The sequence below is a fragment of the Paenibacillus sp. Root444D2 genome, from assembly GCF_001426375.1.
In the GTDB taxonomy this organism is placed as follows: Bacteria; Bacillota; Bacilli; order Paenibacillales; family NBRC-103111; genus Paenibacillus_E.
On record NZ_LMEO01000027.1, the window covers coordinates 1 to 17,302 of the forward strand.

The 17,302-nt window shown below is 40.8% G+C and carries 15 protein-coding genes; 7 read left to right on the top strand and 8 right to left on the bottom strand.

Features of this window, described 5'->3' with window-relative positions:
* Nucleotides 1-328: 328 nt before the first annotated feature.
* From ASD40_RS16910 to dnaA, 8 genes are all read right to left on the bottom strand, one after another.
* The gene (locus ASD40_RS16910; RefSeq protein ID WP_057304418.1) at nt 329-1,396 is read right to left on the bottom strand and encodes an HD-GYP domain-containing protein; all 1,068 of its coding nucleotides are present in this window, start codon (nt 1,394-1,396) and stop codon (nt 329-331) included.
* Between the two features lie 81 nt (nt 1,397-1,477).
* On the bottom strand, nt 1,478-3,967 hold the full coding sequence (gene gyrA, locus ASD40_RS16915) for a DNA gyrase subunit A (RefSeq protein WP_057304382.1): 2,490 nt from the start codon (nt 3,965-3,967) through the stop codon (nt 1,478-1,480).
* Nucleotides 3,968-4,013: 46 nt separating this feature from the next.
* Nucleotides 4,014-5,930, bottom strand: coding sequence for a DNA topoisomerase (ATP-hydrolyzing) subunit B (gyrB, locus tag ASD40_RS16920; protein WP_057304383.1), 1,917 nt, complete (start codon nt 5,928-5,930; stop codon nt 4,014-4,016).
* A gap of 152 nt (nt 5,931-6,082) precedes the next feature.
* Nucleotides 6,083-6,331, bottom strand: coding sequence for an extracellular matrix regulator RemB (gene remB, locus ASD40_RS16925; protein WP_047683999.1), 249 nt, complete (start codon nt 6,329-6,331; stop codon nt 6,083-6,085).
* Between the two features lie 5 nt (nt 6,332-6,336).
* Nucleotides 6,337-7,455: a DNA replication/repair protein RecF gene (gene recF, locus ASD40_RS16930; protein ID WP_047684002.1), complete on the bottom strand. Its 1,119-nt coding sequence runs from the start codon at nt 7,453-7,455 to the stop codon at nt 6,337-6,339.
* Between the two features lie 28 nt (nt 7,456-7,483).
* A complete protein-coding gene (gene yaaA / locus ASD40_RS16935; protein WP_047684005.1) occupies nt 7,484-7,699 on the bottom strand; it encodes a S4 domain-containing protein YaaA in 216 nt (71 codons plus the stop codon).
* Between the two features lie 12 nt (nt 7,700-7,711).
* Nucleotides 7,712-8,854: a DNA polymerase III subunit beta gene (dnaN, locus tag ASD40_RS16940; protein ID WP_057304384.1), complete on the bottom strand. Its 1,143-nt coding sequence runs from the start codon at nt 8,852-8,854 to the stop codon at nt 7,712-7,714.
* 179 nt (nt 8,855-9,033) lie between these two features.
* Entirely contained in the window at nt 9,034-10,398 is a 1,365-nt protein-coding gene (dnaA, locus tag ASD40_RS16945; RefSeq protein ID WP_057304385.1) for a chromosomal replication initiator protein DnaA, read from the bottom strand.
* Between the two features lie 631 nt (nt 10,399-11,029).
* Here dnaA and rpmH point away from each other — a divergent pair.
* From rpmH to rsmG, 7 genes are all read left to right on the top strand, one after another.
* Nucleotides 11,030-11,164 (top strand): 50S ribosomal protein L34, encoded by a 135-nt coding sequence (gene rpmH, locus ASD40_RS16950; protein WP_029196162.1) that lies wholly within the window; start codon nt 11,030-11,032, stop codon nt 11,162-11,164.
* A 146-nt stretch (nt 11,165-11,310) separates the two neighbouring features.
* Entirely contained in the window at nt 11,311-11,670 is a 360-nt protein-coding gene (gene rnpA / locus ASD40_RS16955) for a ribonuclease P protein component (RefSeq protein ID WP_057304386.1), read from the top strand.
* A 71-nt stretch (nt 11,671-11,741) separates the two neighbouring features.
* On the top strand, nt 11,742-12,509 hold the full coding sequence (gene yidC / locus ASD40_RS16960; RefSeq protein ID WP_414858674.1) for a membrane protein insertase YidC: 768 nt from the start codon (nt 11,742-11,744) through the stop codon (nt 12,507-12,509).
* Complete coding sequence (jag, locus tag ASD40_RS16965) at nt 12,506-13,123, top strand: RNA-binding cell elongation regulator Jag/EloR (RefSeq protein ID WP_057304387.1); 618 nt, start codon at nt 12,506-12,508, stop codon at nt 13,121-13,123. Before yidC ends, jag begins: the two co-directional genes overlap by 4 nt.
* 71 nt (nt 13,124-13,194) lie before the next feature.
* On the top strand, nt 13,195-14,571 hold the full coding sequence (gene mnmE, locus ASD40_RS16970) for a tRNA uridine-5-carboxymethylaminomethyl(34) synthesis GTPase MnmE (RefSeq protein WP_057304388.1): 1,377 nt from the start codon (nt 13,195-13,197) through the stop codon (nt 14,569-14,571).
* A gap of 46 nt (nt 14,572-14,617) precedes the next feature.
* Complete coding sequence (gene mnmG / locus ASD40_RS16975) at nt 14,618-16,516, top strand: tRNA uridine-5-carboxymethylaminomethyl(34) synthesis enzyme MnmG (protein ID WP_057304389.1); 1,899 nt, start codon at nt 14,618-14,620, stop codon at nt 16,514-16,516.
* 3 nt (nt 16,517-16,519) lie between these two features.
* Nucleotides 16,520-17,248 carry a 16S rRNA (guanine(527)-N(7))-methyltransferase RsmG gene (gene rsmG / locus ASD40_RS16980; RefSeq protein ID WP_057304390.1) on the top strand — a complete coding sequence of 243 codons (729 nt, stop codon included), beginning with the start codon at nt 16,520-16,522 and terminating at the stop codon, nt 17,246-17,248.
* Nucleotides 17,249-17,302: the final 54 nt, after the last annotated feature.

The window sequence follows — 17,302 nt, forward strand, 5'->3', positions numbered from 1 at the left end:
AAAGCTGAAATGCTCATTGACTTGCTAGCGAGATTATTCATCTCATTATAGTCGATTGCTCGACTGTGCTTACTCACTCGTTGTTCAGTTTTCAAAGATCAATTTCTTTCGTTTTAATCCTTCACCCCTCAAAGGCGACTTGATTAATATACCACATCAGCCCATTCGATTGCAAGAACTTTTTTAATTTCTTTCGTTCTTTCGTTCGACCGCCGAAGCGACAAGGAGTAATATAACAAATCTAAAAACAGATTGCAAGCTTTATTTTTCATTTCTTAATAATAAAGAAAACCCCTGCATCAGGGGTTAACATTACTCTCTATGTCTTTTAAATATGACCAATAACATCTTGAATGAATAGGCTTCTTTCTAATGTTAAATTTACGATCGTTCCATTAACGTTAATCCAAGGTCTTGTAGGATGCGAGCGATCGGAGAAAATAATCTCACCTACACGGTTATCGCTTAGTTTTACGATTGTTCCATTGCTGATTTGTGTGGACTTGTTCATAAATACTTGAACCAGGGTTGGATCTACTTTACCGAATGATTCTGTGAAGAGCTGCTCTAGTACAACATACGGCGATAAAGCCGTTTTATAGTAACGCTCATTGGTCATGGCGTTATAAATATCAGCAATCGCTACTATTTTGGCATACATGTGAATCTTGTCACCTTTAACGCCTAAAGGATAACCCGACCCATCCTCACGTTCATGATGCTGAATGGCCGTTAATTTGACACCTTCGTTAATACCGGAAATATTTTTAAGAATCTGATACCCGATTAGCGTGTGTTGTTTAATCTCATCCATTTCAGATGCTGTTAGGGAACTCTTCTTCTCAAGAATGGCAGGATCAACTTTGGATATACCAATGTCATGTAAGAGACCAGCTAACGCTATTTGCATTAGATCTTTCTGAGGAAGACCATGCCATCTAGCTAATGAATAAGCGGTTAAGCTGACCTGAATACTTTTGTGATAAATGTAATCTTGCAAACTGCGATTTTTCGGAGTGAAAGTAAGTACTTTATAGGCATCAATATGTTGAATGAGTGCTTCAAGACCGTTTCGAAGATCTAAAATAGGAAGAGGTTGTCCACCATTAGCGAGATAAAAAACGCGTTTAAGCAGCTTCAACATATTCTGGTATTCCATATAAAAAGGATGAACGGTTGCAACTTCATTCGGTTTCGTTTCTTCACTCGTGGCTTCGGATTCTATACCATTCTTAGACTCAATAAAGACAGAGGAAATGAGAAACGCTTTTAGAATCTCAATTTCTCTTTCACTAATGACTTTTCCTTTATTGAAAAGTACATTTCCCAATTTCGTTATTACGTTATCGCCTAATCTTTCACCATATTTTAATTGAGAAACGGCTACTGTCGGCACAATCATTCACTCACCTTAATTTTTCTTATACTTCTTATTGTAAAGTAAAAGGGATGGGTTTGTAAGCCCCATCCCGACATTTTATTCTTCTGTATCTGTTACTTCTGTTTCTTCCCAATCGCCGTCTTCCTCATTCTCGCTTTGCTCTTCATTTTTCTGCACGCGAGCTAAGGTTCCAACTTCATCGTCTTCACGAATATTGATTAAGCGCACACCCTGCGTGTTACGACCCATCATAGAAATCCCATCCATGCTTGTACGAATAACAGTACCCGATGCAGTAATAATCATAAGATCCTCATCATTTTGCACAACTTTAAGACCGACAATTGGGCCGTTCTTATCTGTGACGTTCAAAGTCTTAATCCCTTTACCACCGCGAGACTGAATCCGATACTCAGAAACAGGCGTTCTCTTACCAAAACCTTTGGTCGTTACAATGAGTACACTATTATCTTCATGGACAACGTCCATATCAATAACCGTATCTTCTGGATCCAAGTGTATCCCTTTAACCCCAGTAGCAGACCTACCCATGGAACGAACATCTTGTTCTGGGAAATGGATGGACATGCCGAGCTTGGTTCCCATAATAATACCTTGGTTACCGTCAGTCAGCTTAACGCCAATGAGATCATCATCGTCCCGTAAATTAATGGCGATTAAGCCACCTTTACGAATGTTTGAATAATCGTCAATCGGGGTTTTCTTCACAACCCCTTGCTTCGTTGCAAAGAATAAGTACTGCTCTGTTTCGAAGCTTTCTACCGGAATCACCGCGTTAACCGTCTCACCTTGCTCGATCTGGATTAAGTTAATGATTGGTGTTCCACGAGCCGTCCGGCTCAAATCCGGAATCTCATAAGCTTTCAAACGATACACTTTACCTTTATTCGTAAAGAACATCAAATAATGATGCGTATTCGTTACGAATAAGTGTTCGACGAAGTCATTGTCCTTGGTATCCATTCCGACAATGCCACGTCCTCCACGCTTCTGGTTCCGATACGTCGTAACCGGAAGACGCTTAATGTAACCCGTATGCGTAATCGTGATAACGACATCTTCACGCGGGATGAGGTCTTCATCTTCGATGCTTTCCTCACCAACCGTAATTTCGGAACGTCGCTCATCGCCGAATTTCTCTTTAATTTCATTCAATTCTTCGCTAATGATAGCTAGAATCAGATTCTCATCAGCAAGAATCGCTTTAAGCTCAGCGATTTTCTTCATAAGTTCAGCATACTCAGCTTCGATCTTCTCACGTTCTAAGCCTGTTAAACGCTGTAGACGCATATCGAGAATTGCTTGAGCTTGATCGAGGCTCAAATTAAACGTAGTCATGAGCCCTTCTCTAGCTTCGTCCGTCGTACGGGAAGCACGAATCAAGGCAATAACTTGATCTAAGTGATCAAGTGCGATGCGCAAGCCTTCCAAAATGTGAGCGCGCGCTTCCGCTTTACGCAGATCATACTCAGTTCTACGGCGAATGACTTCTTGCTGATGCTTGAGGTAATAATGCAGCATCTCGCGAAGATTTAGAACCCTTGGTTCGCCGTTGACGAGTGCTAGCATAATAATACCGAAGTTCGATTGCATGGCTGTATGTTTAAACAAGTTATTCAGAACAACATGCGGATTGACGTCGCGACGAAGCTCGATGACAACTCGCATACCGTTGCGGTCGGATTCATCTCGAAGATCCGTGATACCATCAATCTTTTTCTCTCGAACAAGTTCCGCAATTTTCTCAACTAATCTAGCTTTATTTACTTGATAAGGCAGCTCATTAACAATGATTCTAGCTTTATTATTGTTTTCTTCAATAATAGTTCTAGCACGCATCGTAACAGAACCTCTGCCTGTTTGATAGGCTTGCCTAATCCCCTCACGGCCTAAGATAAAGCCAGCTGTAGGGAAATCCGGTCCTTTGATAGCTTGCATCAGTTCAAGAGGTGTAATATCCGGATTTTCAATCATCATTTGGATACCTTCGATAACCTCACGAAGGTTATGAGGAGGAATGTTTGTAGCCATCCCTACCGCAATCCCGGAGCTTCCGTTCACAAGCAAGTTCGGAAAACGAGAAGGGAGAACAACCGGTTCATTTTCTTCGCCATCATAGTTTGGTTTATAGTCAATTGTCTCTTTGTTAATATCACGAAGAAGCTCCATCGCGATCTTCGACAAGCGAGCTTCGGTATAACGCATGGCCGCTGCCATATCTCCGTCGATCGATCCAAAGTTACCATGACCATCAACCAGCATATAACGAAGTGAGAAATCTTGCGCCATCCGAACCATCGTCTCATAAACCGCAGTGTCTCCATGCGGATGGTACTTACCGATGACTTCACCAACGATTCTCGCTGATTTCTTATGTGGTTTATCTGGAGACATGCCTAGCTCAGACATCGCAAACAAGATACGACGATGAACAGGCTTCAGACCGTCTCTTACATCTGGCAGTGCACGACTGACAATGATACTCATCGCATAGTCTAAGAAAGATGTACGCATTTCGGTAGAAATGTCAATTTCTTTGACTTGCGAATGTAATTCTTCGCTCATGAATGTTCCTCCTGAAAGCTTACATCGTTAGCAACGTCTAGGACGTTTAGATATCTAGATTTTTCACGTACTTCGCATGTTCCTCGATGAAATCTCTTCTAGGTTCTACGTTATCTCCCATCAATGAATCAAAGAGCGTATCTGCTTCAATTGCATCTTCGATCGTCACTTGAAGGAATGTACGGCTTTCCGGATCCATCGTCGTTTCCCACAGTTGTTCTGGATTCATCTCGCCAAGTCCTTTGTAACGCTGTACATTGACTTTGGCGCCTTCACCGAACTCCTGCATGATGGCTTCTCTTTGCTTTTCGTTATACGCATAGCGAACCGTTTTATTTCTTTCGAGCTTGAAAAGTGGCGGTTGTGCAATATACACATAACCGGTCTCGATTAATTTTTTCATGTACCTGTAGAAGAAAGTAAGCAGAAGCGTACGAATGTGTGCTCCGTCTACGTCGGCATCTGTCATGATAATAATTTTGTGATAACGTGCCTTAGCGATATCGAAATCGTCACTGATCCCTGTGCCAAAGGCTGTAATCATCGCACGAATTTCCGTATTGGATAGAATACGATCCAATCTAGCTTTCTCTACATTCAGAATTTTTCCGCGAAGTGGAAGAATCGCTTGGAAGTGACGATCACGACCTTGTTTAGCTGATCCACCTGCAGAGTCACCTTCTACGATGTAAATCTCACTGATGGAAGCATCCTTGGATGAGCAATCTGCAAGTTTACCTGGCAGCGCGCTGACTTCCAATGCGCTTTTACGACGAGTTAATTCTCTCGCTTTACGCGCAGCTTCTCTTGCTCTTGCCGCTTGAATCCCTTTTTCGAGAATCTTCTTCGCAACAGAGGGGTTCTCTTCCATAAATGTTTGCAGCTTCTCGGCAAATAGAGATTCTACAATACCACGGACTTCACTATTCCCTAGTTTAGTCTTCGTTTGACCCTCAAATTGGGGCTCCGGGATTTTCACGGAAATAATGGCAGCAAGACCTTCGCGTACATCATCCCCCGATAGGTTGGAGTCACTTTCTTTCAACGAATTACTTTTGCGGGCATAGTCATTCAAGATCCGCGTTAGCGCGCTTTTAAAACCGGACTCGTGAGTACCACCCTCATGTGTATTGATGTTATTCGCGAAGGAGTAAATATTTTCCGTATAGCTATCGTTGTACTGAAGGGCAATCTCAATGGAGATATTATCTTTGGAACCTTCCACATAGATTGGCATCTCATTGACAACTTCACGGTTACGGTTCAAATGCTGAACGAAGGAAACAATCCCGCCTTCGTACCTATGTGTATTGACCGTATCCGTACGCTCATCAATTAAATTGATCTCGATTCCTTTATTCAAGAAAGCTAGCTCGCGAATTCTGGATTGGAGAATATCATAGTCATACTCCGTCGTTTCCTTGAAGATCTCCGGATCCGGTTGGAACGTAACTTGTGTCCCTGTTTCTTCCGTTTCGCCAATGACCTTCACGTCGTACTGAGGCGCACCGCGGCGATACTCTTGTTGATGAATTTTACCCTCACGCTTAACTTGAACCGTTAGCAGCTCAGATAACGCATTAACAACTGAGATACCTACACCATGCAGACCACCCGATACTTTATAGCCGGAATCATCTCCACCGAACTTACCTCCGGCATGAAGAACCGTTAGAACAACTTCGAGCGTTGGTCTTTTTAACTTGGCGTTTTCACCAACAGGGATTCCACGGCCATTATCGATAACTGTAACACTATTATTCTTATGAACAATTACGTCAATCTTTGTGCAATAGCCGGCCAAAGCTTCATCGATACTGTTATCGACAACTTCCCATACAAGATGATGAAGTCCACGGGCACTGGTTGAACCAATGTACATACCCGGTCTTTTACGAACGGCCTCTAATCCTTCCAGAACCTGAATCTGACTGTCATCGTACGCATTTTGATTCACAGACATGTTAATCTTCACCTGCTTTTTTATAGTGAGAGAAACCTCTATCGTTGTCATTCGAAAATGAGCAACGCGCTTAGAGGACAGTATATTCGCCAATAAGAAAGCTGATTTCGGCATGCAGAAATCTTATTTCTTTCCTATGTGGGGAGAAAAGGTTAATTCGTTAATAATTGATGCGCTCTTTTCTTGAGCGTAGTAGAGGAAATTGGAGAATAATACACTTTACTCTTCGTAACAACGAGTGATTTGCAATCTTCTTCGCCGATTTGTTCTGTTTTTTTATCTTTTAAAGCTTGCTGTATGAATTGTTTCGATATTTTGGAAGATTTCTCGATCGAGATATCGAAAATAGCAATCAGTTCGGATGCTCTAATAATTTTCTCTCCACCCAAATGAATAAACATGCTCCTCAGCTCCTGCCGCTTACATTTCCTTTCAAAACATGAAACACGGAAGCATGATCCAGTTGATCCAAATGGACACTTTCTAGACCTGTTGTTGTAATAAACGTTTGCACTTTCTGCTGAAATGTACGGATCAGTTGTGTCTGTCTATACTCATCAAGCTCGGATAGCACATCATCCAGCAATAATAGGGGATACTCGCCAACTTCCTCATGAATAAGCTCTATTTCTGCAAGCTTAAGTGATAACGCTGTTGTTCGTTGCTGACCCTGTGATCCATACGTTTGGACTTCTTTGTCGTTGATGTAAAAAAGAAGATCGTCACGATGAGGGCCCACTAACGTAACACCTCTTCGGAATTCCTGATCTCTAACCAATGATAACTTTATCATAAATTGGTCTAATAAAACAGATTCATCTTCAAACGGTGTCATGTCAAAAGAGGGGGAATAGCGAATAAGTAGCTCCTCACTATCGTTCGTAATCCCTCTATGGATCGTTTCCGCCCATTGTTGTAGCTTCTTAATAAAGCTTTGACGCTTTTTCATAATTTTAACACCATACTGTGCTAATTGTTCATTCCAAATGTCTAACATCGCGTCTGGCGCGGTTTTTCCTGGAAAAGATTGCTTTAAATAATTGTTCCGCTGCACCAAAATTTTCTGATATTGCGATAAATCATGCAGATAGGAGGGCTGTACTTGGCCAATCTCCATATCAAGGAAACGCCTTCTAATACCCGGAGTTCCTTTGACGATCTCCAAGTCTTCCGGAGCAAACATGACCACATTCAAAGCACCGATAAAGTTACTAAGCTTCTTTTGTTCGAGGCCATTGATTTTCGCTTTTTTACCTTTGGTTGAAATGGAGAGATCCAGCTTACAGCTCCCATATCGCTTCTGAATTTCCGCATGCAGCTGCGTCTGCTCACCGTTCCAGCCAATTAATTCTTTATCCTGATGGGTGCGATGTGATTTCGTCATGGCCATTACATAGATTGATTCCAATAAATTAGTTTTGCCCTGGGCATTAGGTCCAACGAATATATTCACATTGCTATCCGTTGTTAGCTCAATCTGGTCATAATTTCTGTAATGACTGAGTACGAGTCTATTCAAAAACATGGGTGGCCATCCTCCTGGGTTAATCCGATCAGGAGCTAACGACTTCGAATTGTCCGAAACCCTCCACGGTTACCACATCTTGCGGCACGAGTTTCCGGCCTCTACGATTTTCAGCTTGTCCGTTCACTTCAATTTTTGTATCCACAACAAAAAATTTGGCTTGTCCACCTGTGGATATACAGTCCGATAATTTCAGAAACTGTCCAAGTGTAATATAGTCCGTATTTATGGGGATCTGTTTCATATAGCGCACTCCTTAATTCGTTGTTCGATACGGCAAAATAAGCTGCAGAATGTTTGTGGAATCTTGTGGTTTCATGATGATTGGCTGCATAGCTCCAGTAAATCCGATGTGAATGAACTCAGAATCAAGAACTTTAAGCGCATCGAGCATATATTTGGAGTTAAATGAGATTTTGAGTAACTCACCGGCAATATGCTGCAGGTTAATTTGCTCCGTTACTTTTCCAAGTTCGGAAGAACTTGAAGAAATCTCAATCGTCTGGTCTTCAAGCATCATCATTTTCACGATGTTTGTCTTATCTTCTCTCGAAAGTAAGTAAGCACGGTCGATGGCTTCAGCTAATTCTTTGGTTGGTACAACCATTTCGGTTTGAAAAGATTGCGGAATCAGCTTCGATGTATCCGGGTAAGTTCCGTCTAAAATGCGAGAATAGAACAAAATTGAATGAATTTTGAATAAAACCTGATTGTCGGAAATAACTATATCTATAAGGGAGTTTTGATCAGGCAAAATTTTGCTTAATTCGTTCAGAGTTCGGCCTGCGATAACAATGTTAGGTAGTTGATGAGCATTATCATTATCAACCGTTACTTCTCTACTAGCGAGTCGATGACGATCACAAGCAATAAATTTTAGTTTATCACCTGAGATGCTCCAGAGCACACCCGTAAGAATAGGCGTCGATTCATTCGTTGATACGGCATATGAAGTTTGCTTTATCATCGTTTTCAGCAAATCGCTGGGCAAACGAAGCATTTTACTTTCTTCTATTTCAGGCAGCAGCGGATACTCATCTGGATCGAGCCCCATGATTTGAATCTCAGAAGAACCAGAACGAATAATCGTTTGAAAGTTATTTCTTACTTCAATCTCGATTAATTGTGCAGGTAGTTTACGAATAATTTCAACGAAGAATTTGGCTGGAAGAACGACACTACCGGCTTGAAATAGTTCAATAATTTTAATCTTATCATTTTCACTAGGGGTAAAGCTTTGAATCGAAATATCCGTATCGCTTGCTGTAAGGGTTACACCGCTTAAGGTTGCATCTATTTTGATCCCTGTAAGGATAGGTATGGTTGTACGAGAGGATATGGCCTTGGAAACGTGACCAATGGATTCAATGAGATGGTCTTTTAGGATGGTTAATTTCATGATTTCACTCCTGTGGTTCTTTTTTTCATTGCGTTAGCATAATCATTATATAATAACATTCTTTATTAGTAATAGCAGTAGGGGCTCTGGATATGTGGATATGTAGATGAACCTTATATAAATCAAGCCTATCCACATGTGAATAGATTGTGCATAGGCTCACCCAAAATTAAATGTTATCAAGAGGGGTTCTTGATGCGTTCTGTCAGATTATGAACGATCTTGTAAAGATCCTGATCTACTTTTAATTGTTGTGATATTTTATCATGGGCATGGATAACCGTTGTATGGTCACGACCACCAAAATTATCTCCGATTTTCGGCAAAGAGAAGTCCGTCAGCTCACGTGCCAGGTACATCGCGACCTGTCTAGGGAATGCGACGGCTTTTGTTCGTTTACGGGCTTTGAAATCCTCTAGCTTTAAACCATAGAATTCTCCAACCCGCTGCTGAATATCCTGTATCGTGATGACCCGTGGTCGATTCGATGGAATAATATCTTTCAATGCTTCGGCTGTTAGATGCACGCTAATATCCTGATTAATAAGGGATGAATATGCAACAACTCGAATTAAAGCACCTTCAAGCTCACGAATATTCGTATCAATTTGGTTCGCGATATAGATCATCGCTTCATTCGGAATTTCAAGATTCTCTGCTTTCGCTTTCTTGCGAAGAATGGCTATGCGTGTTTCTAAATCTGGGGGCTGAATGTCTGTAATTAATCCCCACTCAAATCTCGAGCGTAACCGATCTTCCAGGGTTGGAATTTCTTTGGGCGGCCGGTCACTAGAGATAATAATTTGTTTGCCTTCTTCATGAAGCGCATTAAATGTATGGAAAAACTCTTCCTGCGTACCTTCTTTACCAGCGAGGAATTGAATATCATCAATCAATAGTACATCGATCGTTCTATATTTATTACGAAATCCTTCGCCGCGGTTATCACGGACCGCATTAATAAATTCATTCGTGAACTTTTCTGATGAAATATATAAAACACGTGCCCCAGGGTTATGTTCTAACACATAGTGACCAATGGCATGCATTAAATGTGTCTTACCTAAACCAACTCCTCCATAAAGAAAGAGGGGATTATAAGCTTTAGCTGGTGCTTCGGCAACAGCCAAGGATGCAGCATGAGCGAATCGATTGCCTGATCCGATAACGAACGTATCAAATGTATACCTGGCATTCATCATATTGGTGAAATTTTCTTCACCTGTAACGATCGCAGGACCTTTAGGTGGAATAACAGCTGGTTGAACCGCTGTTGACTGAGATTTCTGCTCTTCCGTTTCAATGATGAATTTCACAGAAACATGTTTACCCGTAAAGTCATAAATGGTTCCTTCAATTAGCTTGGTATAACGGCTTTCGAGCCATTCCTGAGCAAAATTGTTCGGCGCACAAATAACGACAGTTGAATCATTGAATACTGTCGCTTTGGTTGATTTAAGCCAAGTGTCGAAGCTTGGTTTACTGAGTTTGGTTTGAATAATCGTTAAAATTTGCTGCCATAAGTCCGTAGAATGGCCTTCCACAGTAATTCACTCCTTTGAAATCAAACATGTGGCATAAGGCCAGTAAAGATATGTTCGGTTTATAAAGCTTTATTGTAAAATCTCGAAATTAAGCAATTCACATTAAACGTTCGGCTTAATCGAAATCTGTATATAGCTTGTGCGGTTAACAACGAAAAGAACCTTTATGTCTGATGCGGTCAAGAAAGGACGATTTTTGTCGATTTTATCCACATTACTAAGGATCGGCTGAAATGACTTATTCTTGTAGAGGGAAAATTGTGCACATTGTTATCCACAGGTTGTTGATAAGTCGGAGAGTTAGTGGTGTCTATCCACAACAGAAACATTATCATCTTATCAAAAGATTACTTGTTAATCAACGGATTGTTTGATATTATCCACATTTACAACAAGTTGTGCATAGATTTTGTTCACAACACAAGATATTGTTGATATTATGTTAATTTTCGACAAGCTTCTCTGTGGAGAGGTGAAATTTTATACACAGGTTGTTCTTTTTTTTATATTTATGGAGAAAATGTCCTCTTCACCTGTACACTCGGGTATGTTGACTTTCTGCTGTAGAAATGATTTAATGAGTAGTAGAAATTTTGTAGGATGGATATCCTCAGGTAGGGAGGTGCTATAGATGGGTCCGACGTTTAACCCGAATACGAGAAAGCGTAAGAAGAATCATGGTTTCCGTAAAAGAATGAGCACGAAGAACGGTCGTAAAGTTCTACAAGCTCGTCGTCTTAAAGGAAGAAAAATTCTTAGCGCGTAAAAATGAGGCTCCGGAAGGGGCTTTTTTTTTTGCATTTTGTTGGATGGTTTATATGGGGATATTTCTGTTAAAACTATATAAGCTAATTAATATTGTATAAAAACAAAATTTAATCTTGGAGTCATCTGTCTGGAGCGTACATAATCGTGGAAAAAATATATAGATTAGCTAAAAGAGAAGACTTCAATAAGGTATATCGGTATGGGAAGTCGATGGCCAATCATCAATTCGTTCTATATTATTTGCCTCAACCTAAATTGGAACAGTTTCGACTCGGTGTGTCTGTTAGCAAGAAGGTTGGCAATGCTGTCGTACGAAATCGGCTCAGACGAATGATGAAGGAAATTATCCGGCTGAAAAAAGAGAATATGACGCCACATTATGACTACATCTTATTGGCTAGAAAACCAGTTGTTGAAATGGACTATGCCGAGATGGAGAAAAGTATCTGGCATGTGATACGCAAAGCTTCTTTATTAAAAAGAAATGATGTCATTAAAAAGTAACGTAATATTTCCTTGCGAGCTGAAGATGTGTTATAGTTTATGATGGAAAAGATATTTAGGAGGATCTCATTTTGACTCGTCGAATTTATATGCTAGCTTCACTCTCAGCGTTGATCTTATTACTGTCCGGATGCAGTCCGTCAAGTGCAGCTATGGCACCTATTGATCCGAATACCGCAAGTTTTTTCGTTAAATATTTTGTGTACCCGCTTTCTATGACGCTGGACTGGTTCGCTGATCATTTATGGGGTCAATACGGATTATCCATCATGGTCGTTACCTTGATCATTCGTTTAATTATTTTGCCGCTTACACTTAAGCAGTATAAAAGTTCCAAACGGATGCAAGATCTACAGCCAGAGATGAAGAAGCTCAAAGAAAAGTATAAAGATGATGCGAAGAAACAGCAGGAAGAAACAATGAAGCTGTTTCAGCAAAATGGTGTGAATCCATTAGCAGGATGTTTCCCGATCATTGTTCAAATGCCAATTCTGATTGCTCTTTATCAAGCGATTATGCGTAATGACCACATCCGTGAACATACTTTCCTATGGATGAATCTTGGACAACCGGATCACCTGTACATTCTTCCGTTGATTGCCGCGGCAACGACATTCGTTCAACAAATGTTTATGTCTTCCCAAATGAATCAACAAATGAAAAGCTTATTATATATTTTCCCAGTTATGATTTTCGTGATGTCCATGAATTTCGCAGCAGCACTTCCGCTTTACTGGATTTTCGGTAACATCTTCACAATCATTCAGTCTTACTTTATTTATGGTTCTCCTGCATCGCAAAAAGCGGCGCAAAAAAATAAGGGTGGCCTGTCCAAATGAAAAAAATTGTGGTGACTGGAAAGACTATTGAGCTAGCGGTTAAATCCGGTTTATCTCAATGGCAAGTTTCCGAGGATCGTGTAAACATTCATATTTTGGAGCAACCCTCTCGAGGGTGGTTCGGATTTATTGGTACCAAAGAAGCTAAAGTAGAGCTTGAATTGATTCCAGATCCACTTGAGGAAGCCATTGCTTTCTTACAAGATATGTTCACAGCGATGCAGATTTCCATCACCATAGATACGCGTAAAGATCGTGAAGGCTATATCTTGAATATGAGTGGCTCTGAATTAGGTATTCTCATCGGTAAAAGAGGACAAACACTGGATGCTTTGCAGTATTTGGTGAATATCGTTGCAAACCGGTATGCGAATTCTCACTTTCGTATTATCTTAGATGCGGAAAATTTCAGGGATAGACGTAAGAAGACGTTGGAGGAGCTCGCAGTTAGACTCGCCAATCGTGTGATTAAGTCTAAAAAAGAAGTGATTCTTGAGCCCATGAATTCTCAAGAACGAAAGATTATTCATGCCGAATTACAGGGACATCCAGTTGTAAAAACATACAGTAAAGGCGAAGAACCGAACCGTCGGGTGGTTATCGCTGTCAAATAACGCTACCGCAATGACTTTGATCATGTCATTGCTTTTTCTTTAAGATGAGGTAAATTCGAGGTGTAAATACTATGTTAAATGATACGATTGCTGCTATTTCTACACCGCTTGGTGAGGGTGGGATAGCGGTTATTCGTGTGAGCGGAGACGAAGCGGTTCCACTCGTGGAACGTATTTTTCGCTCTAAAACGAAATTATCTGTTGCTGAGACGCATACGGTACATTATGGATTCATAATAGAACCTGCTTCTGCCCAAAAGGTAGAGGAGGTTCTAGTTACGTTAATGAAAGCTCCTCGTTCATTTACGATGGAAGACGTCGTGGAGGTCAGCTGTCACGGGGGCATTGTTTCTGTGAAGAAAGTACTTGATCTATTGCTGCAGCAGGGAGTTCGATTAGCTGAACCGGGTGAGTTCACGAAGCGGGCATTCTTGAATGGCCGGATCGATCTGACCCAGGCTGAAGCGGTAATCGATTTAATCCGGGCCAAATCGGATAGAGCTTTCAAGGTAGCTTTGAAGCAAGTTGAAGGAAATTTGTCGAAACAAATCAAACATTTACGTTATATATTAGTGGAATTGATGGCTCACGTGGAAGTGAATATTGATTATCCTGAGCATGACGTAGAAGAAATGACCAACACTTTCATAAAGAGCAAGTGTGATACGGTAATGCTTGAAATTGACCGTCTTTTGGTAACCGCTGAGCAAGGGAAGATATTGCGAGAAGGTATTGAAACGGCCATTGTTGGTAAGCCAAATGTCGGAAAATCATCGCTTCTCAATGAATTAGCGCAGGAGAATCGGGCAATTGTAACGGATATTCCAGGTACAACAAGGGATGTTATTGAGGAGTTCGTGAATATTGGCGGTATTCCTTTGAAGCTGCTTGATACTGCAGGCATTAGGGAAACGTCAGATCTCGTTGAACAAATCGGAGTTGAGCGTTCGAAGACTGCCTTAGCTGAAGCGGATCTCATTTTGTTAGTTCTGAATAGTAATGAAGAGCTCGAATTCGATGAAATTGCGCTTATGAAACAATTAGCGGATAAGCAGACGATTGTCATATTGAATAAGACGGATTTAAGTAGAAAGCTGAATATCGAACAGGTTCTGAGTTATTTTCCACATGAACGTATTGTTGAGTTATCACTGATTGAGAATAAAGGTATTGAAGATTTAGAAAAAGCAATCGCGGCAATTTTCTTTGAGGGTAAACTAGAATCAAGTGATTTGACGTATGTTAGTAATGTTCGTCATATTTCGCTATTGAAGCAAGCTAAACGTTCGTTACAAGATGCACTTGATGCTAATGAACAATATGTACCTATTGATATGATACAAATTGATATTCGAGCAGCTTGGGAGCAGCTTGGAGAGATTATTGGTGATTCCGTAGGAGAATCATTGATCGATCAAATATTTACACAATTTTGCTTAGGAAAATGAAAACGACAGCATTTGCGTTTTCATAAAAGAGGGAGGGACGTTTATTATGGGATATCATGCAGGTGATTATGATGTTATTGTCATCGGCGCCGGACACGCAGGTTGTGAATCTGCACTGGCTTCAGCACGCATGGGTTGTAACACGCTTTTATTAACGATTAATTTAGACATGGTCGCATTCATGCCTTGCAATCCATCTATTGGTGGTCCTGCGAAGGGCCACGTTGTTCGAGAGATTGACGCGCTTGGTGGGGAAATGGGTCGTAACATCGACAAAACGTATATTCAGATGAGAATGCTGAATACAGGCAAAGGCCCCGCGGTACATGCGCTGCGCGCTCAAGCGGACAAATTTGCTTATCAACATAAAATGAAAGAAACAATCGAAGCGACTCCAAACTTGACATTACGTCAAGGTATGGCTGAAGAGCTTATTGTTGAAGGCGGCGTATGTAAAGGCGTCATCACTAAAACAGGCGCTGAATATTATTCCAAAGCCATCGTGTTAACGACAGGAACTTATTTAAGAGGGAAAGTTATTATGGGCGAGCTGATGTATGAGAGCGGACCCAATAATCAACAGCCTTCTGTTAAATTATCGGAATCCTTACGTAAACTTGGATTTGATCTTGTTCGGTTCAAAACAGGGACACCGCCTCGCGTTCACAAGGATACAATTGATTTTAGCAAAACTGAAATTCAACCTGGTGATGATGAGCCTAAATTTTTCTCATTTGAGACAAAAGCAGCTGAGATTGGTGGTAATGAGCAGCTGCCATGTTGGTTAACGTACACGTCTGAGGAAACGCATAACATTATTAATTCTAATTTACACCGTGCACCGATGTTCTCGGGGGCTATTGAAGGAACAGGACCAAGATATTGCCCATCTATTGAGGATAAAATCGTTCGATTTGCTGATAAACCTAAGCATCAAATCTTTCTAGAACCAGAGGGACGTAATACTTCGGAATATTATGTTCAAGGGTTATCAACGAGCATGCCGGAAGATGTTCAATTGGGTATTTTGCGCTCGATCCCTGGATTAGAGAAAGTGGAAATGATGCGTACCGGTTATGCTATTGAATATGATGCGGTAGTTCCTACTCAGCTGAAACCATCTTTGGAGACGAAATTGGTAAGTGGATTATTCACTGCTGGACAAATTAATGGAACATCAGGCTACGAGGAAGCTGCTGGTCAAGGGGTTATGGCTGGTATTAATGCGGCTCGTAAAGTTCTAGAAAAAGAAGCTATCGTTCTGGATAGATCGGAAGGATATATCGGTGTTCTGATTGATGATCTTGTAACCAAGGGGACGAATGAACCTTATCGTCTGCTAACATCACGCGCTGAATATCGTTTACTTCTTCGCCATGATAATGCTGACCTAAGACTAACGCCAATTGGTCATGATATCGGGCTTATTTCAGACGAACGATACGCTGCATTTCTAAATAAGAAGGCTTTGATAGATCAAGAAATTGAACGCTTGACTAACGTGAAGGTTAAACCTGAGCCTCATGTGCAGGAATTATTAGAGAGTTTGGAAAGTGTGCAGCTGAACAATTCTGTACCAGCCATTTCGCTGCTTCGTCGCCCTGAGATTGAATATAAACATATTGAACAAATGACTCCTTCTCCACTTGAGCTTGATGATGAAATGAAAGAACAAGTAGGAATTCAAGTGAAATATGCTGGTTATATCGAAAAACAAAGCAATCAAGTTGAACGTTTGCGTAAGATGGAGAAAAAGAAAATTCCGGATGACATCGAGTATAGCGAAATACACGGGATTGCGACGGAAGCTAAGCAGAAGTTAGCTAAAATTCGTCCGATATCTATTGGGCAAGCATCTCGTATCGGCGGCGTTACACCTTCGGATATTTCTATCCTGCTCGTTTATTTGGAACACTACAACAGAGTCATTGCGGCTAGAGGTTAATTCATGGATCCTATTCAACAACAATTTGTTCAATTATTAGAAAAACAAGACATTTCTCTTTCTTCACTACAGCTTGATCAATTTGAGTTGTATTACAAGACTCTTGTAGAGTGGAACGAGAAAATGAATTTAACGGGTATTACAGAGAGAGAGCAGGTTTATTTAAAACATTTTTATGACTCTCTTTCTGTTTCTTTTAATTATAATGTGGGACAAGTATCATCCGTTGCAGATATTGGCTCTGGAGCTGGATTTCCGAGTATTCCTTTGAAAATTGCTTTTCCACATCTTAAAATTACGATCGTGGATTCTTTGAATAAACGTATCTTATTTTTGAGAGAGTTAGTTTTGCAACTCGGGCTTACGGATACCGAATGTGTTCATGGTAGAGCAGAGGACATTGCTAGATTACCTAAATATCGAGATCAATTTGATTTGGTTACTGCTAGAGCTGTTGCACGATTGCAGGTTCTAAATGAATTTTGCCTTCCTTTTGTTAAGAAAGGCGGTACGTTCATTGCGATGAAAGGTTCAGAGATTGATGAGGAACTCAGCGAGGCATCATTCAGTTTAGCAGAGTTGAGAGGGAAGGTAATCAAGGTGAATCGTATGCAGCTACCGATCGAGGAATCGATCCGGCATTTTGTAGAGATTCACAAATTAGCTTCGACTCCCGCTAAGTATCCTAGAAAAGCGGGTATCCCGCTGAAAGAGCCTTTAATCAAATTGTGAATTTGTTCCACGTGAAACATTTACATGGATTCGACTGTCAAAATAGAAGGAAAT